General features: G+C 73.5%; 17 protein-coding genes. 8 read left to right on the top strand and 9 right to left on the bottom strand.

Annotated features, from left to right (window positions below):
- Nucleotides 1–3: 3 nt before the first annotated feature.
- The 4 genes from ACLB9X_RS27475 (at nt 4) to ACLB9X_RS27490 (ending at nt 4,745) form a co-directional block, all read left to right on the top strand.
- On the top strand, nt 4–534 hold the full coding sequence (locus ACLB9X_RS27475) for a toxin-antitoxin system, toxin component (protein WP_410363145.1): 531 nt from the start codon (nt 4–6) through the stop codon (nt 532–534).
- A 3-nt stretch (nt 535–537) separates the two neighbouring features.
- A complete protein-coding gene (locus ACLB9X_RS27480; RefSeq protein WP_410363101.1) occupies nt 538–1,725 on the top strand; it encodes an MAB_1171c family putative transporter in 1,188 nt (395 codons plus the stop codon).
- Nucleotides 1,722–3,164: an NAD(P)/FAD-dependent oxidoreductase gene (locus ACLB9X_RS27485; protein WP_410363102.1), complete on the top strand. Its 1,443-nt coding sequence runs from the start codon at nt 1,722–1,724 to the stop codon at nt 3,162–3,164. Before ACLB9X_RS27480 ends, ACLB9X_RS27485 begins: the two co-directional genes overlap by 4 nt.
- Before the next feature lie 303 nt (nt 3,165–3,467).
- Nucleotides 3,468–4,745, top strand: coding sequence for an ROK family protein (locus tag ACLB9X_RS27490; RefSeq protein WP_410363103.1), 1,278 nt, complete (start codon nt 3,468–3,470; stop codon nt 4,743–4,745).
- Between the two features lie 115 nt (nt 4,746–4,860).
- Here ACLB9X_RS27490 and ACLB9X_RS27495 read toward each other — a convergent pair whose 3' ends face one another.
- The 5 genes from ACLB9X_RS27495 to lysA all read right to left on the bottom strand — a co-directional run bounded on the left by ACLB9X_RS27495 (nt 4,861) and on the right by lysA (nt 9,928).
- Nucleotides 4,861–6,099 (bottom strand): cytochrome P450 family protein, encoded by a 1,239-nt coding sequence (locus ACLB9X_RS27495; RefSeq protein ID WP_410363104.1) that lies wholly within the window; start codon nt 6,097–6,099, stop codon nt 4,861–4,863.
- Nucleotides 6,096–7,085, bottom strand: a complete 990-nt coding sequence (locus ACLB9X_RS27500; RefSeq protein WP_410363105.1) for an amidohydrolase family protein — start codon at nt 7,083–7,085, stop codon at nt 6,096–6,098. Before ACLB9X_RS27500 ends, ACLB9X_RS27495 begins: the two co-directional genes overlap by 4 nt.
- Complete coding sequence (locus tag ACLB9X_RS27505; RefSeq protein WP_410363106.1) at nt 7,082–7,984, bottom strand: NAD(P)-dependent oxidoreductase; 903 nt, start codon at nt 7,982–7,984, stop codon at nt 7,082–7,084. The genes ACLB9X_RS27500 and ACLB9X_RS27505 overlap by 4 nt, the downstream gene beginning before the upstream one ends.
- A complete protein-coding gene (locus ACLB9X_RS27510; protein ID WP_410363107.1) occupies nt 7,981–8,319 on the bottom strand; it encodes an antibiotic biosynthesis monooxygenase family protein in 339 nt (112 codons plus the stop codon). Before ACLB9X_RS27510 ends, ACLB9X_RS27505 begins: the two co-directional genes overlap by 4 nt.
- A gap of 301 nt (nt 8,320–8,620) precedes the next feature.
- On the bottom strand, nt 8,621–9,928 hold the full coding sequence (gene lysA / locus ACLB9X_RS27515) for a diaminopimelate decarboxylase (RefSeq protein ID WP_410363108.1): 1,308 nt from the start codon (nt 9,926–9,928) through the stop codon (nt 8,621–8,623).
- A gap of 93 nt (nt 9,929–10,021) precedes the next feature.
- Between lysA and ACLB9X_RS27520 the strand changes: the two genes are divergently transcribed.
- Complete coding sequence (locus ACLB9X_RS27520) at nt 10,022–11,689, top strand: PucR family transcriptional regulator (protein WP_410363109.1); 1,668 nt, start codon at nt 10,022–10,024, stop codon at nt 11,687–11,689.
- Between the two features lie 128 nt (nt 11,690–11,817).
- Here ACLB9X_RS27520 and ACLB9X_RS27525 read toward each other — a convergent pair whose 3' ends face one another.
- Both ACLB9X_RS27525 and xylA read right to left on the bottom strand, forming a co-directional pair.
- Nucleotides 11,818–13,320, bottom strand: coding sequence for an APC family permease (locus tag ACLB9X_RS27525; RefSeq protein WP_410363110.1), 1,503 nt, complete (start codon nt 13,318–13,320; stop codon nt 11,818–11,820).
- A gap of 189 nt (nt 13,321–13,509) precedes the next feature.
- Nucleotides 13,510–14,679: a xylose isomerase gene (gene xylA, locus ACLB9X_RS27530; protein WP_410363111.1), complete on the bottom strand. Its 1,170-nt coding sequence runs from the start codon at nt 14,677–14,679 to the stop codon at nt 13,510–13,512.
- Nucleotides 14,680–14,845: 166 nt separating this feature from the next.
- Here xylA and xylB point away from each other — a divergent pair, with 166 nt between their 5' ends.
- Entirely contained in the window at nt 14,846–16,330 is a 1,485-nt protein-coding gene (xylB, locus tag ACLB9X_RS27535) for a xylulokinase (RefSeq protein WP_410363112.1), read from the top strand.
- Between the two features lie 54 nt (nt 16,331–16,384).
- Here xylB and ACLB9X_RS27540 read toward each other — a convergent pair whose 3' ends face one another.
- Entirely contained in the window at nt 16,385–16,939 is a 555-nt protein-coding gene (locus tag ACLB9X_RS27540; RefSeq protein ID WP_410363113.1) for an ATP-binding protein, read from the bottom strand.
- 294 nt (nt 16,940–17,233) lie between these two features.
- Here ACLB9X_RS27540 and ACLB9X_RS27545 point away from each other — a divergent pair, with 294 nt between their 5' ends.
- Entirely contained in the window at nt 17,234–20,143 is a 2,910-nt protein-coding gene (locus ACLB9X_RS27545) for a LuxR C-terminal-related transcriptional regulator (RefSeq protein ID WP_410363114.1), read from the top strand.
- A 143-nt stretch (nt 20,144–20,286) separates the two neighbouring features.
- Here the strand turns inward: ACLB9X_RS27545 and ACLB9X_RS27550 are convergent, their stop codons facing one another.
- Entirely contained in the window at nt 20,287–22,275 is a 1,989-nt protein-coding gene (locus ACLB9X_RS27550) for an FUSC family protein (RefSeq protein WP_410363115.1), read from the bottom strand.
- A 359-nt stretch (nt 22,276–22,634) separates the two neighbouring features.
- Between ACLB9X_RS27550 and ACLB9X_RS27555 the strand changes: the two genes are divergently transcribed.
- The gene (locus ACLB9X_RS27555) at nt 22,635–24,545 is read left to right on the top strand and encodes a glycoside hydrolase family 15 protein (protein WP_410363116.1); all 1,911 of its coding nucleotides are present in this window, start codon (nt 22,635–22,637) and stop codon (nt 24,543–24,545) included.
- Nucleotides 24,546–24,653: the final 108 nt, after the last annotated feature.

Below are 24,653 nucleotides of genomic sequence, written 5' to 3' on the forward strand. Positions count from 1 at the left end.
GACATGCGCCGGCTGTGCGCCGAACTGGTCGCCGGAATCGACCTGCCGGCGCCGGCCGCCCCCGCCGATCTCTACCGTGCGCTGTGCGACGGAATGAGCAGGCACCGCGGCAGGCCGGTCCGTTACCGCATGGCCTCGTTCCCGCCCGGCACCGCGAGCGGCCTGTGGCTCGACATGGCGGAGCAGGACCTGATCGTCATCGAGGAGCGCACCCCACCCGACCACCAACTGGTCATCCTCGGCCATGAGCTGTGGCACATGAAGGCCGGGCATTGCAGCCACCACGTCGAGGGCGCCGCCGTCGCGGCACGCCTGCTCACCGACGAGGCAGATCTGCAGGCGACCGTGCTGAAGGTCGCCGCACGGTCCCGGTCCGACCAGGCCGAGGAGCGCGAGGCGGAGAGCTTCGGCCTGCTGCTCGGCAGCAAGTGCCGTCCCTGGCTCACCGGTTCGACCGGGCGCGGCCCGGCGCACCGGGAATGTGTCGCCGGACGTATCGAAGCCTCTCTGGGGTACCGCGGGCCACAGGGCTGATGCGTGGACGGACCCGACTACTACATTCCCGCCGCCGCCCTGGGCGTCGCACTGGCGTTCAAGCTGCCCGGGATGCTGCGCGACTGGCGCGATCCACTGCTCCGCTCGGTGTGCGCCCTGCTGGTCCTCGCGGCCTGCACCTTCTTCTTCGCCGCGCCGCCCACCATCGCCGCGGTCAACCGCCTCACCGGCGTCGCCAACTTCTCGGCGCCGCTGGTGTACTGCATCCTGACCGCGTTCAGCGCCTCCTGCCTGGTCCTGCTGGTCAACTGGCGTGGCGGCCCGCCGGACGAGACGCGGCGCGTGTCCACGCGCTGGGTCGTCGGCTACGGCGTCGTGGTCGGGCTGCTGGTCGTCCTGTTCCTGCTCGGCGAGGCGCCCGAGGAACGGCTGCGGGACCTCGACACGTACTACGCCACGACCCCGTACATCCGCGAGATGATCGTCCTGTACCTGATCGCGCACAGCGTGGCGGCCGTCGGCATGACGGCGCTGTGCTGGCGGTGGTCGCTCCAGGTGCGCGGCTGGCTGCGCGGCGGCCTGGTGATCATCGTGTTCGGGTCGTTGTTCAACCTGGGGTACGGGGTGAGCAAGTTCGCCGCCGTCTTCGCGCGCTGGGCCGGTCTCGACTGGGACGCGCTGAGCACCCTGGCCGCGCCGCCCCTCGCCTCCGTCGGCGCCCTGCTCAGCGCGATCGGCTTCATCCTGCCGCTCGTCGGGCAGCGGCTGTCCGACACCTGGCACGACTGGGCGGCCTACCGGCAGCTGGGCACGCTGTGGCGGGAGCTGCGCGCCACGTCCGCCCCCGGCACGCCCACGGTACGCATCTCCTTCTTCTCGCCCGTCGAACTGCGCGTCACCCAGCGCGAGTCCGACATCCACGACGGCCTGCTGCAGCTCGACCCGTACTTCGACCGCGGGGTACGGACGGATGCGTACGAGGAGGCGGTCGCGGCCGGGGCGGAGCCGCGCGAGGCGCAGGCCGTCGCCGACGCCGCGATGGTCGCCGCCGCGCTGCGCTGCCGCGCGGACGACCCGGAGGGCGAGATCATCAGGTCGGCTCAGTCCTACACGTCCGAGGCCGCGCAGGGACCGCGCGATCTGGTGCGCATGTCCCTGGCGCTGCGCCATTCACCCGTCGTCGCGGCAGTGCGCGTGCGCGCGGCCCGGTCAGAGAGCGGCACCCGATGAGCGATCCCTTGAGAACCGGCCGGAGCGCGCCGCGTACAGCGGTCGTGATCGGCGGCGGCCTGGCCGGCATGCTGGCGGCCGGCGTCCTGCGCCCGCACGTCGACGAGGTCACCGTCGTCGACCGCGACACCCTGCCCGGCGGGCCGCACGCCCGCAGGAGCCTGCCGCAGGCGCACCACGCCCATCTGCTGTGGTCGGGCGGGGCCCGGGCCATCGAGACACTGCTGCCGGGAACCACGGAGCGCTGGCTCGCGGCGGGCGCCCGGCGCATCCCGCTGCCGACGGGGCTGGTGTCGATGTCGGCGCTGGGCTGGTTGCGCCGCTGGCCTGAGATGCAGTTCCTCATCGCCTGCAGCCGTGACCTGCTCGACTGGGTCGTCCGCGAACAGGTCACCGCGCGGCCGGGCGTCACCGTACTGCAGCGCACCGAACTGCTGGGCCTGGAGGGCGGTGCGACGCGCGTCACGGGCGTACGGGTCCGCGCGGCGGACGGGGACGAGCGGGTGCTGCGGGCCGACCTGGTCGTGGATGCGAGCGGCCGCGGCTCGCGCGCGCCCGACTGGCTGAGGGCGCTCGGCGTCGGCGAGGTGCGTCAGGAGAAGGTCGACTCGGGCCTCGCCTACGCCAGCCGCCTCTTCCGGGCGCCCACGGGCTCCGGGGACTTCCCCGTCGTCAACGTGCAGGCGAACGCGCGCGAGCCGCGGCCGGGGCAGACCGCGACGATCGTGCCCATCGAGGGTGGGCGCTGGCTGGTGACCCTGTCCGGTACGCGTGGGGGCCAGCCCACCAGCGCCGCCGACGAGTTCGAGGACTTCGCCCGCTCGGTGCGCCATCCCGTGGTCGGCGAACTGATCGCCGACGCCGAGCCGCTCACCGATGTCGTCGTCAACCGCAGCACGGTCAACCGGCGCCGGTACTACGAGAAGGCCGCCGACCTGCCGGAGGGCTTCGTCGCGATCGGCGACGCGGTCGCCACGTACAACCCGGTCTACGGGCACGGCATGTCGGTGGCCGCGCAGGGCGTGCTGGCACTGCGCGAGGCGGTCGCCGCCAGGGGCGTGGCCGCGCCGGGGCTCGCCCGCGCCGTGCAGCGTGCGGTCGCCGGCCCGGTCTCGGTGGCCTGGGACCTGGCCACCGGGCAGGACATCCTCTATCCGGGCGCGATAGGGCGGGAGCCGGAGGTGAGTTCGCGGGTGCTGCGGCACTACGTCGACCGCCTGATGCTCACCGCGACGGGGCGGCCGCTCGTCACCAAGGCCCTGTTCGACGTCATGACCCTGTCCGCGCCGATCACCTCCCTGCTGCGCCCCGAGATCGCCCTGGCCGTCGTGCGCGGCCCCAAGCTGCCCCAGCTCCCGGGTCCACCGCTGACGGCCGAGGAACTGCGCCTCGTGAAGGAGCCCCGCGGCGAAAGGGAGCCGAACGCGGCGGACGCGTGACGCCCGGGCCCGGGCCCGCACCCACGCGCGCTCGGGCCGCGGCGGCCCGACCGGCGGTGGAAGGCCCGCCGGACGCCAACGGCGCCAGACGCGCCTGCGGCTTGGGGCGCGGCGAACGGTACGCCCTCGGCGCACGAGCGTGGAACGGCGGACGGCCCACCGGCCGGCGACGGCGCCGCGCGGCTGCGGTCCAGGCCGTGGGCCTCCGGCCCGGAGCGTCGGCGGTGCCGGCGCGCCTGCGGGAACGTGGTGGGGTCCTCGGCGGGCTGGGGGCGCGGGGTATCGCCTAGGCTCGGGCGCACGATGAACGCCAATCACACAGATGCGGCGCCCGTGCCGGGGAGAGGCACGCACGCCCCGACGCCGTTGGAGCCGAAGGCCGACAGGGAGACGGTCCGGCGGCACAATCTGAGCCTCGTTCTGCGCGCCGTGCGTGACGAGGGCGAGACGACCCGCGCCGGCGTCGCCGCGCGGGTCGGACTCACGCGCGCCGCCGTGTCGTCGCTGGTCGAGCAGTTGCTGGAGAGCGGCTTCCTGTCCGAGTCCGGCAAGACGTTCAGCGGACAGGCGGGCCGGCCCGGCACCGTGCTGAAGCTCGCCCGCACAGGAGTCGCGGGCCTCGGCGTCGAGATCAACGTCGACTACGTGTCCGTCTGCGTGGTCGACCTCGCGGGCACCGACCGCGTACGGCTCGTGGAGCACCTCGACAACCGGGGCGCCGCGCCCGACCGGGTCTTCGGCCGTGCGGCGGGGATCGCGGCGCGGGCGCTGGCCTCCGCCGCCGAGCAGGACCTCAGGCCCGTGGGCGCGGCGCTGGCGCTGCCGGGCCTCGTCGCGGCCGGGTCCGTCCGCCAGGCGCCCAACCTGGGCTGGACGTCGGTCGCGGCCGAGGCGCCGTTCGCCGAGGCGCTTGCCGCACTGCGGCCGGGTGGGCCCGCGCTGCCGGTGCGTTCGGAGAACGAGGCGAACCTCGCGGCGCTGGCCGAGCTGTGGTTCGGCGGTCTCGGCGACGTGCGCAGTTTCCTCTACCTCACGGGCGAGATCGGGGTGGGCGGCGCGCTGGTCCTGAACGGCGAACTGCTGCGCGGCGCCCACGGTTTCGCGGGCGAGATCGGTCATGTGTCGGTCGCGGACGACGGCACCTTGTGCCGCTGCGGCTCCCGCGGTTGCCTGGAGCAGTACGCCGGCCAGTCCGCGCTGCTGAGGGCGGCGGGCATCGACGAACGAGCCGGCGCGGCGGGCGTCGCCGATCTGGAACGGCGCGCCCGCGCCGAGGAGCCGCGCGCGGTGGCCGCGCTGACGCAGGCCGGCGTGATGCTGGGGCGAGTGCTGGCCGGTGCGGTGAATCTCTTCGACCCGGACGCGGTGGTCCTCGGCGGGATCTACCGCCCGCTGCTGCGGTGGCTCGGGCCGGCGGCGGGCGCGGAGCTGTCGACGCGGGTGGTGTCGGGCCTGTGGCCGCCGGGCAGCACACGCCTGCGCGCCTCGTCCCCGGCGGCGGACGCGGCGCGCGGCGCGGCGGCGCTGACGGTCGACGACGCGCTGGCCGATCCGACGGGGTACGCGGCGCGGGGGCGCTGAAGGGTCCTGCTCCCCCGATCCCCGTCCCCCGGGCCCCGGGCCCCGAAGGGAACAAGCCGAGGACACCGCACTCCGCGCGGTGTCCTCGGCGTGACACTGGACGGGCCCCGGCCGGTTACCGCTCCGGGTCGAGCACGACCGGCAGTTCCGCGAGGCCGCGGAAGGCGGGGAAGGGGACCTCCATCCACTTCGCCTCAGCCGCGGGGTCGGCCGGCGCGACCCTCGGGAACCGGCTGAACAGGCTGGTGAGCGCCAGCTGCGTCTCCAGCCGCGCGAGCGGTGCGCCCAGGCAGTAGTGGCTGCCGTGGCCGAACCCCAGGTGGGCGTTCTGCGCCCCCTGCCGGGTCACGTCGAGCACGTCCGGGGACTCGAATTTCCGCGGATCGCGATTCGCGGACAGGAGCGAGATCTGCACCAGGGCACCCTTGGGGATGTTCGTGCCGCCGATCTCCACGTCCTCGGCCGCGTACCGGAAGGTCGCGCTCTCCACCGAGCCGTCGTAGCGCAGCAGCTCTTCCACGGCGCGGCCGACCAGCTCCGGGTCCTCCTGCACGGCGCGCAGCTGTGCGGGGTTGACCAGGAGGTGGTGCACGGCGTTCCCGATGAGGTAGGCGGTCGTCTTGTGGCCCGCGAACATCAGCAGGAACGCCGTCGAGACCAGCTCGTTCTCCGTGAGGCCGCCGTCGTTGTCCTGGACCACGGTCAGCGCGCTGAGCAGGTCCTCGCCGGGGTGCTCGCGCTTGCGCGCGATCAGCCGCGTGAAATAGGCGTGGAGGTCCTCCTCCGCCTTCTGCTGGGCCTGCTTGGACTCCTTGCTGAAGCCCGTCTGCGCGACCGTGGTGGACAGCCGGTGCATGTCGGCCCGCTCCTCGGTCGGCACGCCGAGCAGTTCGCAGATCACGGTGATCGGCAGCGGGAACGCGAACGTGGGCAGCAGGTCCACCGGTTCACGGGTGGGACACGCGTCGAGCAGCTGGTCGACGATGTCCTGGATGCTCGTCCGCAGTGCCTCGACGCGGCGCGGGGTGAACTCGGAGTTGACGAGCTTGCGCAGCCGGGTGTGCTTGGGCGCGTCGGCGTTGAGCATGTTGTCGTCCAGCGAGACCGACGAGTCACCGAAGATCCTCCGGTAGGCGTCCATGGCCCCGTACATGTCCTTGCTCAGCCGGGAGTCGGACAGGGCCGCCCTGGCGTCCTCGTACCGCGTGATCAGGTACGTCTCGACGCCGTGCGGGGGAGTCATCGGGCAGACGGGCGCGGTGTCCCGGAGGGAGGCGTACACCGGGTGCGGGTTGCGCCGGAATTCGGCGGTGCACTGTTCGGCACTGGTGACGGGGTCACGCGTAGTGGTCACGGACGGCTCCTGAGGTCGAAGAGGGCCTCGGCATTGCCGCCGAGGATGCGCTGCTGGGACGCCTTGTCCACGGGCAGCTTCTCGATCATGCGGATGAGGTCCTCCAGCGGTGCCGACAGCGGCGGCGAGTCGCTGCCGAACAGCATCCGTTCGGGTCCGAGGACCTCCGCGTTGAGGCTGAGGTGTGCCGGGCTGAACGGGCTGGTGTCGACGTACATGCGCCGCAGGGCCGCGGCCGGGTCGGCCGGCACCGCCTCGGGCGCCGGCCGGCCCGCCGCTTGCCGGTCGGGCGCCGGGGCGGAGGACGGCGAGCCCCCGCCCCAGTGCCGGGGGCGCGCCGCCGTCTGCAGGCGCTCCGGCAGCAGCGCCATCGCGCCGCCGCCGGTCGCGCCGATCAGCCGCAGACCGGGGTACTTGTCCAGCCACCCCGCGAAGGCGATCATCGCCATGCCCGCCGTGACGTCGCCGAAGCGGCCGATCTGCTCGACGAAGCCCATGTTCTCGACGTGCTCCGTGCCGATGGGTTCGGCCGGGGCGTGTACCAGGACGGGGACTCCCGCCTCCGCGGCGAGCGCGAAGAAGGAGTCCGCCCGCGGCGAGCCGAGCAGCTCGCCGCGGACGCTGGACGTGGTGATCAGGCCGACGAAGGCGGGATCCGCCAGCGTCTCCCGCACCCCTTCCAGGTGATCGTCGTCACCGAACGGATTGGCGTAGACGTAGCCACGCAACTGGTCCGGGAAGGAGGAGACCAGACCCGACATCCAGGCGTGGAAGCCACGCAGCCGGTCGCGCGGCTGCTTGTAGTTGTCCACGCCCGGGACCCGTGCCATCGCGCCGGCACCGACAGGGCTGCCGATGATGGTGAGGTCGATCCCGGCCTGGGCGCGCGCCGCGAGCATTCCGTCGACGTCGGTCAGGCTGGGGGGCATCGGGAAGCGTCTGGCCGCCTCCGGTGGGGACAGATGTCCGTGGATGTCGATGATCATGTGTGGGTTCCCGGTTCCGGTGTGACTGCGCGGGTGACCGCGGCACAGTCCTCGTCGCCGAGTCCTTGCTCGGTGGCGCGGACGTGGGTCGTTGCGGCCGCGGCGGTCAGCGGAAGGCTCAGGCCCGCCGCGGCCGCCTGCTCGGTAGCGAGCATGAGGTCCTTCGCCATGAGGCGCAGCCGGAAGTCCGGTTCGTCGAAGCGCCCGGTTGCGAGGCGCCGCGACTTGAACGCCATGACCGGCGAGGCGAAGCCGCTGCCCGCGATCGTCTTGAGAACCAGCCGTTTGTCGAGGCCGGTGGCGGCCGCCAGTTCGGCGGCCTCGGCCATCGCCTGCACCTCTATGCCCATCAGGAGATTGAGGAGCAGCTTCATCCGCATGCCGGAACCGAGTGCGCCCAGATGGACGACCTCCTTGCCCAGCATCTCCAGCAGGGGCCGGCCGGCGGTGAAGACCCGCTCCTCACCGCCGACGAACAGGCGCAGTTCGCCGTCGCGGGCGTGGTCGCGATTGCCGAGCATGCCGACGTCCATGACGGACGGCACGTCACCGGCGAGCCGGACGACCTCGTCGGGTGCGACGGTGCTGGCGCAGATCAGCGAGCCGGGGTAGGCGCCCCTGGTCAGGACGCCGTCCGGGCCGTGCAGCACGGCGCCGAGGGCGTCGCCGTCGGCGACCGTGCAGATCGCGGCTGTCGTCCCTTCGACGGCCTCGCTGGGTCGGCCGGCGGCGAAGGCGCCGGCCCGGGCGAGCGGCTCGCTCCGCTCCGGAGTGCGGTTCCAGATTCGCACCTGCACTCCTTGCGCGAGCAGGCGCGTGGCCAGGCCCGAGCCCATCGTCCCGAGACCGAGCACGGCGACGGGGCCGTGGCGGGTGTGCGGGGTGTTGGTGCGCGTCATGACTTCTCCTCCACGGTCTCCTTGACGACCCGGAACCGCATCGACTGCGTCGAGTCGACCCACTTGCGCAGCGGAGCCACCAGAGCGCGGTGCTCCTCGCTCTGCTGCCAGGCGAAGAAGTGTTCGGGCGTCTCCCATTCGCTGGTGATCACCCACTGCCGGGAGTCGTCCACCGGTTGTCCCAGGCGTTCGACGATGTGCCCGGGAGTACGAGCGACGGACTTCCGCATCTGCTCGTACATCGCCAGGAATCCTTCTTCGCCGCCCTCGATCACACGGACCGCGAAGACCACGGAGAGCCGTTCGGCCGTTTGGCCGTTGCGCGAAGTGCCCATGTCTCCTCCTGATGGTGAGATCCGCCAGGACACGCTTCCCAAGGACTCATGGGCGCCGTGGCGACGCAACTCCAAATGGGGGACTCCCCGGTGCTGACAAGGGCTTTTGCGCCTCGACTAGCCCGACCGGGTGACACCCGAGGCCCGGGCCGAGGCGGGTTCGATCACCCCGGTGGACGGCTGCTAACAGGTGACGTCACAGACGCAGCGGCGCGGGCGCGCGGGGGGCTCCAGGCGGAGCCCCGCCGAGGCGCGCCGGGCTCGGGGCGGCACCCCCGTGCGGCTTGGCACGCGTCCCGCGTCAGACGTCGCGGCGCAGCAGGTCCTCGTACGTCTCGCGGCGGACCACCTCCCGCGACGTGCCCTCCGCACAGAAGACCACCGGCGGGCGGCGCGCGCCGTTGTAGTTGTTCGCGAGCGAGAAGCAGTACGCGCCGGTCACGGGCACCGCGATGACGTCACCCACGCGCGGGTCCCGCAGCGGCACGTCGTGGATCAGCGTGTCCCCCGACTCGCAGTGCCGCCCGACCAGGTCACAGCTGACGCCTCCGCCGACCCGCGTGCCGACCGTCGCCTCGAACCGTTGTCCATAGAGCATCGGTTCCAGGTTGTCGCCCATGCCCCCGTCCACGGCCACGAGCGTGCGGGGTCCGTGTTTGACGGTGACGGCGCGGTAGAGCGTGGTGGCCGCCCCGGCGACCAGGGAGCGGCCGGGCTCGATGAGCAGGCGGGCCGTGGCCGGGAGGTGCTTGCGGGCGGCGTCGGTGAGGGTGCGGACGTACTCCTCGATCGTGGGCGGGCGGTCGGCGTACGTGTAGCGGACACCGAGGCCGCCCCCGAGGTCGTACACCGCGTGCTCGCCGAGTTCACCGATGGCCGCGACGGCCTCGACGGCGCGGGCGAACGGCGCGGTGTCCAGCAGTTGGGAGCCCACGTGCACGTGGAGTCCCTCCAGCAGGAGCCGCTCGTTGCCCCGCAGCCGGGCCGCCGCACGGACGGCGTCGGGCACGGCGAGGCCGAACTTGGAGTGGCGGTGCCCGGTCGCCATCGCCTCATGGGTGTCGGCGTCGACGTCGGGGATGACGCGTATCAGGACGCGCTGCGGGGCCCGCGCGCGGGCCCCGCGGTCGTGCTCCAGGAGGTGTTCGAGGCGGTCGATGTCGTCGAAGTTGTCCACGACGACGGTGCCCACGCCCGCGTGCAGGGCCATCGCGAGTTCCTCGTCGGTCTTGGCGTTGCCGTGCACGACGATTTGTCGCGGGTCGGTGCCCGCGGCCAGCGCCACCGCCAGTTCGCCGCCGCCCGCCACGTCGACGCCGAGGCCCTCCTCGGCCATCGCGCGAACGACGGCCGTGCAAGGGAAGGACTTCGAGGCGAAAACCACTTGTCCGTTCGGCCAATGCCCGGCGAGGGCCCGCACATAGCGCCGGGCCGTGGCCCGCAGGGCGTTCTCGTCGACGACGACGGCCGGGGTGCCGTACCGTTCGGCCAGCTCCCCCACGCGGCAGCCGCCGACGACGAGTTCGCCGTCTTCTGCCAGGTGGGAGCCGGGTGGGAACAGTCCGACCAGGTCGGCGGCGGGGGCAGCGGCGGCGGGGGCCACGGTCATGGGGCGACTCCTGTTTCTCGACGGGGCGGGCCTATCCTGGCGTGCGGCCCGGGTCGCCGCCCCGGCCGATCCCCTCAGGAAAAGAGCACTCCGTTGTCCGATCCGACAAGGCCGCCGACCCCGGTCCCCGACGAGCGGGTCGCGGGCACGCTGCGGGTGCTGCTCGACGCGCCGGGGGCCGTGCCGGTGCGCGTCGTCACCGCGCCGGCCGGGCTCGACGTCCCGGTGCGCGGCACCGTGCTCCACGACCCGAACGAGCCGCTGCCCGCCGCCCCCGCCGCGCTGCTGCTGCTGGTCGGCGGCGAGGTGGCCGACCCGCGGGCGCGGGAGGCGGTGCGCCGGGCGGCCGGGCGGCGGTTCGCCGCGGTGGTCGTCAAGTGCCGGGACCAGGACCCGGCCCCACTCGTCGAGGAGGCCGACCGGTGCGGGATCGCCGTGCTGCGGGCGGACGACGGCGTGCCGTGGCAGCAGATCGACGCGGCGCTCAACTGCGCGCTCGCCGCGCACGGCGTGGGCGGGACGGCGGTGTCGGCCCCGGTCGGCGGCGAGCAGCTGTTCGCGCTGGCGGACAACCTGGCCGCGGTGGTGGGCGGTTCGGTCGCGGTCGAGGACCTGGACCAGCATGTCGTCGCGTACTCCAACGTTCCCGGGCAGCGCATCGACTCCCTGCGCGAACAGGGCATTCTGCAGCGGCGCGTGCCGGACCAGCCCGAGCAGCGGCGGCAGTACCGCGAGGTGCTGGCCGCCCCGGGTGTGGTGCGGTTCCCGGCCGAGGGCGATGAGTTGGCGCGCGCCGCCGTGGCGGTGCGGGCGGGGGCCCTGCCGCTGGGCACCCTGTGGGCGATCGAGCCGGAGGACGGGCTGTCGCCGCGGGCCGTCGCCTCGCTGGCCGACGGCGCCCGGCTCGCGGCCCCTCACCTGCTGCGCGCGCTGAACGCGCAGGAGGCGGAACAACGCCTGCGCCAGGACACGTTGCGGTCGCTGCTGGAGGGGTACGGCCCCCCGGCCGACGAGGCCGGTTCCGTGCTGGGGCTCGGCCCCGGGACGGCGGTGTGTCTCACCGGCTTCGCGCCGGGGCCGGACACGGGGGCGGCCGCGCACGCGCTCGTCGCGCACCTGGAGTCGGCCCTGGTGCGCCATTGCGCGGCACACCGGCCGGAGGCGACGGTCGCCGCGACGTCCGGGGCCGTCTACGCGCTGGTCCCGGGTGTCACCGCCGCCGCGCGGCGGTTCGCGGACGGGGCTCTGACCGCGCTGCGCTCGTCGGTCGGCGGCCCCCTGCGGGCGGCCGTGACCCGCCCGTACCCGGACCTGCTGCGGCCGGCGGCGCTGCGCGCGGAGGCGGACGACGTGCTGCGGGCCGCCGCCCGCCGCACGGACGCCGACGGCGCCGTGACGGCCGAGGACGTACGCCATCAAGTCCTTCTCGACCGGCTCGGCGGGGAGCTGCGGCGTGAGCCGTGGCTGCGGCTGCCCGCGCTGGCGCTGGTGCTGGCGCACGACGCCGAGCACGGGACGGATTACGCGGTGTCCCTCAGGGCCTGGCTGGCGGCGGTCGGCGACGTCACGAAGGCGGCGGCCGCCCTGACCGTGCACCCCAACACCCTGCGCTATCGACTGCGCCGGGCCCGTGAGCTGTTCGGTCTCGACCTCGACGATCCGGACGTGGTGCTGGCCGCCTGGCTGGAACTGGCGCTGGCAGCCGACGAACCGGAGCCGCACCACCGGGCCGAACAGACGCGGGCGCCCCGCCGAAGGTGACCGGCACGCCGTACGACTGCCGGCTCGGCGGGACGGCTCAGTCCTTCTCCCGTACGACCACGACGGCGGTCCCCGAGGCCCGGTGTGAGGCCTTGAGGACCGCCATCGTCGTACGGCGCCGGATTGGTTCAGATGCGCGGCCGGTCGACGGCCGCCGGCTCCGTGGCGGCCACGTCGGGCGCCGACGGCTCGGTGCCCTCCGGCCGTTCGTCGGCCCGCAGGGCCGAGTGGCGCCGTCCGAAGCCGAGGTAGAGCACGGCGGCGAGGAGCAGCCAGGCCCCGAACAGGGTCCACGTGATGCCGGGCAGGAGGTACGCCAGGTACAGGCAGGACACCGCGGCGAGAACGGGCACGACGGGGTACAGCGGCACGCGGTAGGAGCGCGGGGCGTCGGGGGCGATACGTCGCAGGACGACGACGGCGGCCGCCACGGCGACGAACGCGACGAGGGTGCCCATGGAGGTGAGGTCCGCCAGGTACTGCAGCGGCACGAATGCGGCGAGGCCGCCGACGAGCACGCCGACGATCCAGGTGTTGTGCACGGGCGTGTGCCGCTTGCGGTCGACGCGGCGGAAGATCTGCGGCACGAGGCCGTCGCGGGCCATGGAGAACAGGATGCGGGTCTGTCCGAAGAGGGTGACCAGCACGACGCTGAAGATGGACACGACCGCACCGGCGGACAGCAGCACGGCCGGCCAGCCGGCCCCGGTGACGTCCCGCAGGATCTGCGCGAGGACGGCCTCGCCCGCGGCTGCCTGCTCGCCGAACCGGCCGGTGGGCTGGGCACCGACGGCGGCGACGGCGACCAGGACGTACAGCAGCGTGACCGCGCCCAGGGTGAGCAGCAGGGCGAGGGGGATCGTGCGGCGCGGGTTGCGGACCTCCTCGCCGGCGGTGGCGACGGTGTCGAATCCGACGTACGAGAAGAACACGCCGGAGGCGGCGACGCCGATGCCCGCGATGCCGTGCGGGGCGAAGTCCTGGAAGTTCTCGGCGCGGAAGGCGGTGAGGGCGACGGCAACGAAGACGACGAGGACGCCGATCTTGACGGCGACCATGACCGCGTTGACGGCGGCGGACTCGCGGGTGCCGCGGGCGAGGAGCAGCGAGCAGAGCAGGACGACGACCAGGGCGGGGACGTTCACATAGCCGCCGGCCCCCGGCGGCTGGCTGATGGCGTCGGGGAGGGTGAAGCCGAAGAGGGCGTCGGTGAGTTCGCCCAGGTACTGGGCCCAGCTGACGGCGACGGTCGACACCGCCACCCCGTACTCGAGGATCAGGCACCAGGCGACGAGATAGGCGGCGCCCTCACCGAGGGAGGCGTACGCGTACGAGTACGTGCTGCCCGCCACCGGCAGCACGCTGGCCAGCTCCACGTAGCACAGCGCGGCGAGGCCGGCGACGACGGCGGCGAGGACGAAGGACAGGACGACACCGGGGCCGGCCTTGGGGACGGTGGTACCGAGGACGAAGAAGATGCCGGTGCCGACGACCGAGCTGATGCCGATCAGAGTCAACTGCCCGAGCCCGATGGTGCGGCGCAGGGCGGTGCCGTCCGCCGCCGTGTCGCCCTCGGCCATCAAGCGGTCCAGCGATTTGCGGCGGCACAGCTGACTCATCACGCGGCTCATGACTCCTCCTGGAGATCCGTGGCCCCCACCTGCGGCGTTGCCGCGGGGGCTGCCGGTGATCGTGCGCCGCCGCAAAAAACTTTCGCAAGACGTGAGTCTGTACAAAAACTCCTCGCCGGTTGTCCAGTCCGCACGTGGACTCTTCGTACCTCAACCCCTAAGGGTCACCGGCGTGTTCGACCCGGGGTGTCAGCGGGCCCCCAGCAGATGGTCCATCGCCAGCTGGTCCAGACGCTCGAACGCCATCCCGCGCCCGGCGGCCGCGTCGACGTCGAACTCCTCGTACGCGCCCCGGTCCGCCAGCAGTCCCGCGAGGCCGTCGTCCGCCGTGGGGCGGGCCAGCTCGTCGAGGCGCGCCGCGCGCAGGGCCTCCGCGACCTCCGGATCGGCGCGGAAGGCAGCGGCACGCTCCTTGAGGATCAGGTAGTTGCGCATGCAGCCGGCCGCCGACGCCCACACCCCGTCGGCGTCCTCGGTCCGCGGCGGCTTGAAGTCGAAGTGGCGCGGGCCGTCGTACCCGGCCGTCTCCAGCAGGTCGACCAGCCAGAACGCCGCCCGCAGGTCACCGGCGCCGAAGCGCAGGTCCTGGTCGTACTTGATGCCGTTCTGGCCGTTCAGGTCGATGTGGAACAGCTTGCCCGCCCACAGTGCCTGCGCGACGGAGTGCGGGAAATTCAGCCCGGCCATCTGCTCGTGGCCCACCTCCGGGTTCACGCCGTACAGTTCGGGCCGCTCCAGGCGTTCGATGAACGCGAGCGCGTGGCCGACCGTCGGCAGCAGGATGTCCCCGCGGGGCTCGTTGGGCTTGGGCTCGATGGCGAAGCGCAGGTCGTAGCCCTGCTCGGTGACGTACTGGCCGAGCAGGTCGAAGGCCTCCTTCATCCGGTCCAGCGCGACCCGGACGTCCTTGGCCGCTCCCGACTCGGCGCCTTCACGGCCGCCCCAGGCCACATAGGTGCGTGCGCCGAGCTCCGCCGCGAGGTCGATATTGCGAAGCGTCTTGCGCAGCGCGTACCGGCGTACGTCGCGGTCGTTGGCCGTGAAGCCGCCGTCCTTGAAGACGGGGTGGGTGAACAGGTTCGTCGTGGCCATCGGCACGACCATGCCCGTCTCGTCCAGCGCCTGCCGGAAGCGCTTGATGTGCTCGGCGCGCTCGCTGTCACTCGCCCCGAAGGGGATCAGGTCGTCGTCGTGGAAGGTCACGCCATAGGCGCCGAGTCCGGCGAGCCTGCGGACCGACTCGGCGGGGTCGAGCGGGAGCCGCGTCGCGTCGCCGAAGGGGTCCCTGCCCTGCCAGCCGACGGTCCACAGACCGAAGCTGAACCTGTCGCCGGGGGTGGGGGTGAAGCGTTCCGTCATGACCGAGCCCGCCTTCGCATCAGTTTTGTTTCCTTACCGTATTAATAATGCACACCCGGCCGTCGGCACAGAAGACCCGCGACCTCTGGTGCACCCGACCGGCCGTGGCGTAATTTGTTCCCAGCTCGGCCAAATACGCGGCCGCGACGGAACGAGAGGTGGAGCCATGCCGGCGAACGCGGTCGTCATCGGGGTGGACAGCTCGACCCAGTCCACGAAGGCGCTGTTCACCGACACCGTCACGGGCCGGCCGCTCGCCATCGGGCGCGCACCCCATCGCGTCGACGGCGAGGGCGGCGCCCGCGAGACCGATCCGGAGGTCTGGTGGCAGGCGCTGCGCGAGGCGGTCACGACCGGCCTCAAGGAGCTGGGGGCCGCGGGCGTCGACGCCTCCGCCGTCACCGGCATCGCGGTCGCCGGCCAGCAACACGGCCTCGTCGTCCTCGACCGGGCCGGGGCCCCGCTGCGCCCGGCGCTGCTGTGGAACGACACCCGATCGGCGCCCCAGGCGGCGGCCCTGACCGAGGCGCTCGGCGGCCCGGACGCCTGGACGGCGCGCACCGGATCGGTGCCGGTCGCGTCCATGACCGCGGCGAAGTGGCAGTGGCTGCGGGAGAACGAACCCGCCCGCGCCGAGGCGGCGGCGGCCGTACGGCTCCCCCACGACTTCCTGACCGAGCGCCTCGCGGGCGTCGCGGCCACCGACCCGGGCGACGCGTCGGGCACGTGCTGGTACTCCACGGCGACGGGCGCCTACGACCCGGAGCTGCTGGGCCTCGTCGGCCTCGACGCCGCCCTGCTGCCGGAGGTGGCCGAGACGGGCGGCACCCGCGTCGGCACCCTCACTCCCGCGTCCGCGTCCGCACTCGGCCTCCCGGCCGGTATCGCCGTGGCCGCCGGCACCGGCGACAACATGGCCGCGGCGGTCGGCCTCGGTCTCGGCGGCGAGGGACTGCTGAACCATCCGGTGCTGAGCCTGGGGACGTCGGGCACGGTGTTCGCCGCGAGCCGCGCCCGCCCGGCGTCGCCGCTGCTGGCCGGGTTCGCCGCCGCCGACGGCACGTACCTCCCGCTCGCCTGCACCCTCAACTGCACGCTGGCGGTGGACAAGGTCGCGGCCCTGCTGGGCCTGGACCGCGACGCGGCCGAGGCGGGCGGCGAGCTGGTGGTCCTGCCCTACCTGGACGGGGAACGTACCCCCGACCTGCCCGCCGCCGCCGGCCTGCTCACCGGCCTGCGGCACACCACCACCCGTCAGCAGATCCTCGGCGCGGCCTACGAGGGGGCGGTGGTCACGGTGCTGCGCGCCCTCGACGAGGTGCTGCGGGCGTGCGGCGAGGACCCGCGCGCGGCGGATGCGGCGTCCCGCCCGCTGCGCCTGGTGGGCGGCGGCGCGCAGGGCCGCCACTGGGTCGAGACGGTCCGCCGCCTGTCGGGCCGCCCCCTGCTGATCCCGGAGAGCACCGAGCTGGTGGCCCTGGGAGCCGCGGCGCTGGCGGCGTCGGCGGCGACGGGAGAGGACGCGGTGTCGGTCGCGACGGGGTGGGGCACGGGCGGCGGCAGGGAACTGCCGCCGGTGGCGCGGGACGTGGAGACGTGGGAGCGGGTCTCCACGGTCCTGGACCGCGCGACACCCGCGCTCCTGACCTGACCGGGTGGGCCGCCGGACCGTCCTGGCGTAGGCCGCCCCGCCCGCCCACCACTGTCACGGCCGGAGATCGAGGTCCAGGTCGAGGTCCAGGTCCTCCAGCTCCAGCTCCGCGTCCACGTCCAGGTCGAGGTCCTCGTCCCCCAGCCCGAGGTCCTGGTCCAGTCCCAGGCCCTCGTCCAGGTCCAGCTCGTCGACCGGGTCGAGGTCCAGGGCCGGGACGGCGCCTGCCGGAGGGCGGGGTCCGCTCAGGGTAATCTCGGCGCGGACCACGCTGCCCGTCTCGGTGCGGTGCGCGACTGTGCGGGTCGCGTACGCGTCGACGAGGCGCAGACCGCGCCCGCAGGGAACATCGGCGTCCAGCGGCTCCTGGCGCGGGTTGTGGCGGTGTTTCCAACAGCCGGCGTCCATCACCTCGACCGTCAGCACGTCACCGCGCACACTGATCGCCGTGGACACCCACGGACTGCCGCTGTGCATCACCACATTCGTGACGAGCTCGGTGACGATCACCGACAGCGCCTCGTCGACGTCATCGGGCAACCGCCATCGACGTGCGACCGCCCGGACGAAGCGCCGTAGTGCCCGCGCGGCCCGTGGTGAGGACGGCATCACGCAGTGGGCGAGGCTTCGCAGAGCAGGGGCGGGTCCGGCCCGTTGCGGGGCCGGGTCCGATGCACGTTCTATGGCAATCACTTGGGCTCCTGTTCGGTCGGGCTGCACTGCCCTGACCAAGGTCCAGCGGCCGGGAGGTCGGATCGCGCCTCACCGGGCCGTCGACAGCCATGCAGATCTTCTGCGGCAGCCCAACCCTGGTGGCCGTGCGCGGACGGCACAATCAGGGACACTGAAACCCGTATACGTAAAGAATCGAATTGCCCCGGAACCTGCCAGGAGAGTGATGCGGTGGACACGTTGAGTGACGCCGCGGCGGACCGCTGGCTGACGCGCGTCGTCACCCCCGCCGACAGCGACGCCGACCACCCCGGTGAACCGGCCCTGGTGTTGATCGAGGGCACGGCCGGGACCGGTAAGTCACGACTGGCGCGGCGGCTCACCGAATCCGCGCGGGTGCACACGGTCACCGTGGCGTTCTCCTCCTTCGGCGTCCTGGTGACCGAGGAGGCCCTGAGCGAGATGTCCGGGACCGAGCGGCACGGCCGCCCCGCTCCCTCCGCGCCCCGCACTCCCGCCGCCGCGGCCCGCCCCGGCCGTCCGTCGGCGCCCGAGCGCACCGCCGACCTGGCGACCGCCCTGGCACCGCTGCTCGACGCGGGCGGCCGCGCACCGGACAGCCGCCCCGCCACCGCGCCCACCCCTGCATCCGGATCCGTGCCCGCATCCGGCCGGGGGCCCGTCCCCACGCTCGTCGTCGCGGAGGACGTCCACCTCGCCGACCGCTCCTCCCTCGACCTGCTGCGCCGTCTCGTCGCACACCCTCCCCGCGGTCTGGCCCTCGCCGTGACGTACCGGCCCGAGGAACTGCCCGACCCGGGCCTCCCCCTGGGTCGCGGCGCCGCCTACCCCGCCGAACTCGCCGTCCAGCACATACGCCTGACCCCGCTCGACACGGAGCAGGTGCGCCGCCTCGTGGAGGAAGGGCTCGGCACGGACCGCGGTCCGGCGGAGCTGTTCGCCCGGATCCGGCAGCGTTCCGGCGGCGTCCCCCAGGTCGTCGCGGATCTGGTGCGCCTGCTGCGGGAGACCGGCGAGCCGCGCGAACGGTACTCGCCCCGGGACCTGGACGCCGCCGGGGTCCCGCCCCGCCTCGCGGCGCTCGCCCTCACCCGCACGGCGGCGCTGAAACCCCGGATGCGCCCCATCGCCTGGGCCGCCGCCGTGCTCGGCGAGCCCGCCGGGGCCGACGAACTCACGGCGGTGGCGGGGCTGGCGGGTGACAAGGGCACCGACGCGCTGGTGGGCGCGCTGCGTGCGGCCGTACTGACCGAGGACGAACTCGGCCGGTACGGCTTCTTCGTTCCGCTCGCGGCCAGGGCCGTGTACGCCGAGGTGCCGGGTCCCGTACGCCACCGGATGCACCGCAGGGCGGCCGCGGTCCTCGCCCGCCGCCAGCCGGTCCCCTGGGTGCCACTCGCCCGGCACCGGCGCCACGCCGGTGAGGCCGGCGGCTGGCTGCGCGCCGTGGAACGGGCGGCCCAGGAGCGCGCGGCGGCGGGCGACCACCAGGCGGCTGTCGACCTGTTGGAGGAGGCGCTGTCCCTGCCGACGGTCCCGCCGCAGGCCCGTGCCCGGCTCGCGCCGCTGCTCGCGCACAGTGCCGTGCTGGGGCTGCGTTCCGAGCAGACGGTGACCGTGCTGCGGCAGATCCTCGACGAGCAGACGCTGCCGCCCGCGGTCCGCGGCCAGATCCGCCTCGACCTCGGGCTGCTGCTGTGCAATCAGGCAGTGGCCGGCACGCAGGGCTGGCTGGAACTCCAGCAGGCGGTGGAGGAGTTGCAGGAGCGGCCGGTGCTGGCGGCCAGGGCGATGGCCGCGCTGGCCATGCCGCTGATGTCGACGGTCCCGCTGGAGCGGAATCTGTACTGGCTGGAGCGGGCCGAGAAGGCGGGCGCGGAGAGCGGCGACGAGGAGGCGCGTACGGCGGTGGCCGCCAACCGCGTCGGCACGCTGATGTACGTGGGCGACCCGTCGGCCTGGCAGGCGCTGGAGCTGCTGCCGCGGGACACCGACGACGCGGCGTACCAGCAGCACGTGGCCCGCGGCCTGTGCAACGCGGCCGACGGCGCGCTGTGGCTCGGGCAGCTCGCCCCCGCCCGCGAACTGCTCGCCGAGGGTGTCGAACTCGCCGCCCGCAGCGGCGCGTTGTACGTCGCACACGGGGCGCGCGGCACCTCGCTGCTGATCGACTGGGCCTCGGGCGACTGGTCGGACCTCACCGCCCGCGCCCGGGCGTTCGTCGCCGAGGCCGACACCATGCCCGGCATGGCCGTGGACGGGCGTACGGTGCTGGGGCTGCTCTCGCTGTCGAAGGGCGAGTGGCACCAGGCGACCGCGTGGGTGGCCGAGGAGGGGCCGCGGGCGGGCGGCGCGACGGCGGTGCCGCACGTGGCGGCCGCCTCCGGTGCCCTGATCCGTATGGCGCTGGTACGCGACGACGTCGGCACCGCCGTGGAGGAGGCGTCGATGGCGTGGGACCGGCTGCGGGACAAGGGCGTCTGGGTGTGGGGCGCGGAGCTCGCGCCATGGGCCGTGGAGGCGACCCTGCGCGCGGGGCGGACCGCGACGGCCCGGAGCATGGTCGCCGAGTACGCCGAGGGTCTCGAAGGACGCCAGGCACCCGCGTCCGACGCGGCGTTGCAGTGGTGCCGTGCGCTGCTCGCCGAGGCGGACGGCGACAAGGGCGCGGCGGCGGAGCTGTTCCGGCAGTCGGCGCTCGTGTACGCGGGGCTTCCGCGTCCGTACTCCGCGGTCCTCGCCACCGAGGGCGCCGCCCGCTGTCTGCTGGCCGCCGGCCGGGACACGGAGACGGCGGTCGCCGAACTCGCCTCCTGCGTACAGCGGTTGACCGACCTCGGGGCGGTGTGGGACGCCGCGCGCATCCGGGCGACGCTGCGCGCGCACCAGCCGGCGGACGGCCAGCGTCCGCGGGGCCGGCCCAGCTACGGGGACCAGTTGTCGCCGCGTGAGCAGGAGGTCGCCGACCTGGCGGCGACCGGGCTCACGAACCGCGAGATCGCGGCGACACTGCACCTGTCGCCCCGCACGGTCGAACAGCATGTGGCCCGCGCACGCCGCAAGCTGGAGTCGCAGTCCCGCCAGACGCTGTCACGGTCCCGTTCACCACGCCCGGAATGACGCGGGCGCGGGCGCGGAGGTGGGTTTCTTTGCGTATCCGTGCATCGGCGGTGTGGCGCGCCGTTGCAGGTGTGCGGCTTGGCAAGGCCCGGCACACACGTGCGGAGACAGGCGGTGAGTGGCGCACCGACCGGTGTGGTGGGTCAGGACGGGCCTGCGGCGTGCGGTCGGCTCGCGGTTGCGCGCAGCAGGTGCACGTCGTTGCGCAGGACCGCCAACCATTGCTCGAGGTCGGCCAGTTCGGGTGCATCGGCGGCCGGTGGGCCGACGGGGGCGAGCGGTTCGGCGGGGTCGTACGACGGGCCGCGCTGGTCGGCAGCGGCCGCCGTGGCGGTCAGCGCGCGTGACAGCGCGCCGGCCTGTCGCCGTGCCTCGTGTCCTTCCTGTTCGGTGAGGACGGCGCGGTCCGGCCGGTCGTAGAGGGGGATCCAGTAGCTGCCGGCCAGCGCGTGCTGGCCGACCATGAGGGCCAGGTGCCAGTCCGGCGCGTCGCCGTCCTGTTCCGGTGGGCCCGGCTCGCTCAGGTACTGGGCGTAGGCGGTCTGCGCGAGGACCAGGGCGTGGGAGGCCGGCTCGCCGTCGACGGGGGTGCGCCGGCCCGGGCCGGTGAGGATCGCCGTCGTCACGGACGTGACCAGGGCGGCGCACTCCCGCAGCAGCCGGGCCATCGCGTTGAGCAGTTCACGCCGCGCGCCTCTGGGCCACGCGACCAGTCCGCACAACAGGCCCACCGTGCTGCCGACGAGGACGTCCAGAAATCTGACCTCGTCCAGTTGCCATGTCGCGGGCGCCAGTTGGGCGAAGACGACGGACACCAGGACCGTGAACAGCGCCTGGCCCCAGGCGATGCCCCACAGCGGTCCCAGTGTGAACGCGGCGAGCATGACGGGCGCGAGAAGGGCCGCGTACACCAAGCTGTCGGTGCCGAGCACCCTGAGCAGTGCCGCTGCGCACAGAGCGCCGGCGAGCGTGCCCACGAGGGCACGCGCCACCGCCTGACGGGTCTGCACCACGGTCGTGCGTACGAGGGTGAGAACGGCCAGGAGGACCCAGAAGCCGTGGGAAAGGTCCAGCAGCCCCGCCACCAGTCGTGCGGCGCCGAGCCCGATGGCGACCCGGACGGCATTCTGGAAGAGGACCGACCGGGGAGTCAGGTGTGCGCGGACGCGCCGGGACCACAGCCGCCAGGTGGGTGCGTCGGCGTACCAGAACAGGGACCGCGGTTCCACGCGGCCGATTCGTCGGCCGTCCAGGGCCACCCGTGCGGCGAGCTCGACGTTGCGGGCCGACTCGGCTGCGGCGAGGACGGCCGCTCGGAAGCGCGGGTCGGGCTCGGGCCGCTCATGGACGGCTCGGCGTCGCGCCGACTGGAACCGGACGATGGCCTCGTGCACGGCACCCGGTCGTGGCGGTGCCCCGACGCCCAGGGCTTCGGCACTGTTCCGGCACGTGTCCGCGACCGCGTCCAGCAGGGCCGCGGCGAGCGTGTCGGGGCGGTCGGGCCGGGTGTGGGAGAGTCCCCTCAGCTGGTGCAGCAACGTCCGGGCGGACGCCCCGGCCTGGGCATAGGCACGGCTGGTCCGGGACGGCGCCGCGGGCCGCTCGCCCTGCGGCAGCCTCGCGGGACTGAGGTCGTCGGCGACGCAGTCCACCGTGCGGTCGTCGGCACCGTCCCCGGTCCGGCCGTCGGCGGCGAGACGGGCGGCGAGCTGCGCGGCCGCGGCGGCGGCGAGGGCCAGCCGGGTCCGGTATCCGCGGGTGGGCTTCTCGGGCAGGAGCCGGGCTTCCACCGCGGCGAGCAGGACCATGCCGAGGGCCAGTCCGGCGAGTCGGTCGCCGATCTGCTGCGGAGCGTAGGGCGGGAAGCAGGCCAGTATGTAGCACAGTTGGAAGCCGCCGGCCGGCCCGGCGACGCGCGGTCCCGCGACGGCGCTGAACGTGAAGGTGAAACCGACGACGACCATGCCCAGCACCGCCGTCACGGTGTGTACCGCGAGGAGGGTTCCGACGGCGGTGAGCGTGAGCGCCACCGGCAGTGCCCTCACCACACCTGCCGACCGGGCTCGACCCGACCCGGTCGTCCGGGACAGCACGCCGAAGGCGATGACGCCGAAGAGTGCGTAGACCGACATGACCGGACGTTGCAGGCCGTACCGGCAGGTGTAGAAGCCGGCGCAGACCGCGACGGTCACTCTGACCGCCGAACGCAGGGCGTCACGGTGCCGAAGTGCGTTCAGTGGCCGGTCGTCAGGCACGGTGGGAAGGCGTGCGCGTACCGGAAGCTGCCCATGTGCGGTACAAGGCCAACACCACCTCCGACGAGCCGGCGAATCGTCGGGCCACGCCGTCGGCGGCGGGCCCGTCTTCCAGCGTAGGCCCCGTGGCGCCCCGGCGGAGGGCGGCTCAGTGGGGGCGGCGGGGCGGGGCCGCGCGGGCGACGAATCCGGGCGGGAGTCGGATAATGACACTGACGGACCACCTGGAGTGTCTCGTGCAGCGATACCCCCTCATCGCGGACCACGGACTGGTGGGCGATCTGCAGACGGCGGCCGTGATCTCGTCGGAGGGCGTCGTCGACTGGTACGCCGCCCCGCGGTTCGATTCGCCCGGCATCTTCTCCGCCCTCCTCGACCACGACGTCGGAGGGCACTTCAGTCTGGGGCCCGACGCACCGGACGGGACGAGCAAGCAGTTGTACTACCCCGGCACGGCGGTCCTGGTGACGCGGTTCATGTCGCCGGACGGGGTCGGGGAACTCATGGACTGGTCGCCTCCCCTGCTCTCCCCCACGCCCTCGGACCGGCACACCCTGATCCGTGTCCTGCGGTGCATGCGCGGCACCATACGTTTCCGTCTGGAGTGCGCGCCGCGTTTCGACTTCGGGCGCGACCGCCACATGCTCTCCACGGACGAGGGGCCGGGCTCGACAGGCGAGTGGCGGGCCGTGTTCCGCGGTGCGCGTCTCGACGCCCATCTGCAGGCGACGTTCCCTCTGCGCCGGCAGGGCGACGATGTCGACGGCACGGTCGTACTGAACGCCGGCGAGACGGCGGGCGTCGCCCTCACCGTCTGCGACGCGGGCGGCGAAGCACCCGAACCCATCGCCGTCGGCGGGCTCACCGACCGGCTGTGGCAGGCGATCCGATTCTGGCAGGGCTGGTTGCGGACCACCCACTACACCGGCCGCTGGCCGGACATGGTGCACCGCGCGGCGATCACTCTCAAACTGCTGACGTACCTTCCGACGGGGGCGCCGGTCGCCGCCGCCACCATGGGTCTGCCGGAGCAGGTCGGCGGGGAGCGCAACTGGGACTACCGCTACACCTGGATACGGGACGGTTCCCTGTCCGTACGGGCCCTGCTCGACCTGGGCTTCGTGGAGGAGGCGACTGCCTTCACCGACTGGCTGATGCGGCGGCTCTCGGAGAGAGCGGACCTGCCGCACGGGCCCGACGGAACGCCCCTGCAGATCATGTACCGCGTCGACGGCGACCCCGACCTGCCGGAGGAGATGCTCGGGCACCTGGAGGGCTACCGGCGCTCGGCTCCCGTGCGGGTCGGCAACGCGGCCAAGGACCAGCTGCAGCTGGACATATACGGCGAAGCCCTCTACGCCCTCGCACAGGGGCGGGGCGCGCACGGCCCGGACGACGGCCGCCGTCTGTCCGCCCGCGAATGGAAGGCCGTCGCCCGCGTCCTGGACGAGCTCACCACGCTGTGGGACCAGCCCGACGACGGCATCTGGGAGACGCGGGGCGGCCGGAAGGACTTCACCTTCAGCCGGGTCATGTCCTGGGTCGCCTTCGACCGGGGCCTGCGGCTCGCGGACCGACTGTCCTGGCCGGCCGACGTGGCACGGTGGAGGACGGCGCGCGACACCGTCTTCGCCCAAGTCATGGAGAAGGGATGGTGCGACAGCCGCCGGGCCTTCGTCCAGCACTACGGGGACGATGTCCTGGACTCCTCGCTGCTGCTGGTCCCGCGCGTCGGTTTCGCCTCCCCCACCGATCCCGACTGGCTGAGTACGCTGGACGCCGTGGAGCGCTCGCTGGTCTCGGACAGTCTGGTCTACCGCTACGACCCCCACGCCTCGCCCGACGGGCTGCGCGGCAACGAGGGCACCTTCAGCCTCTGCAGCTTCCTCTGGGTCGACGCCGTCGCTCGCGCCGGGCGCCTGGAACAGGCGCGGTTCGCCTTCGAGAAGATGCTCACCTACGCCAACCACGTCGGACTCTTCGCCGAGGAAATCGGTCCGTCCGGCGAGCAGTTGGGCAATTTCCCGCAGGCCTTCACCCACCTGGCGCTCATCATGGCCGCGACGACGCTGGACGACGCCATCGACCGGCTGGTGCTGGGCCAGGCGCCGAAACGCCGTCGCAGCATGCCGCCCCACCTGTTGTGACGCGGATGCGGTTCGAGCGGCCTGTTGTGACGCGGATGCGGATCGAGTGGGCCTGTTGTGACGCGGATGCGGTTCGAGCGGCGCGGAACTAGCCTGAAAGAGTCCGTC

This window comes from Streptomyces sp. 5K101 (genome assembly GCF_046506645.1).
GTDB lineage: Bacteria > Actinomycetota > Actinomycetes > Streptomycetales > Streptomycetaceae > Streptomyces.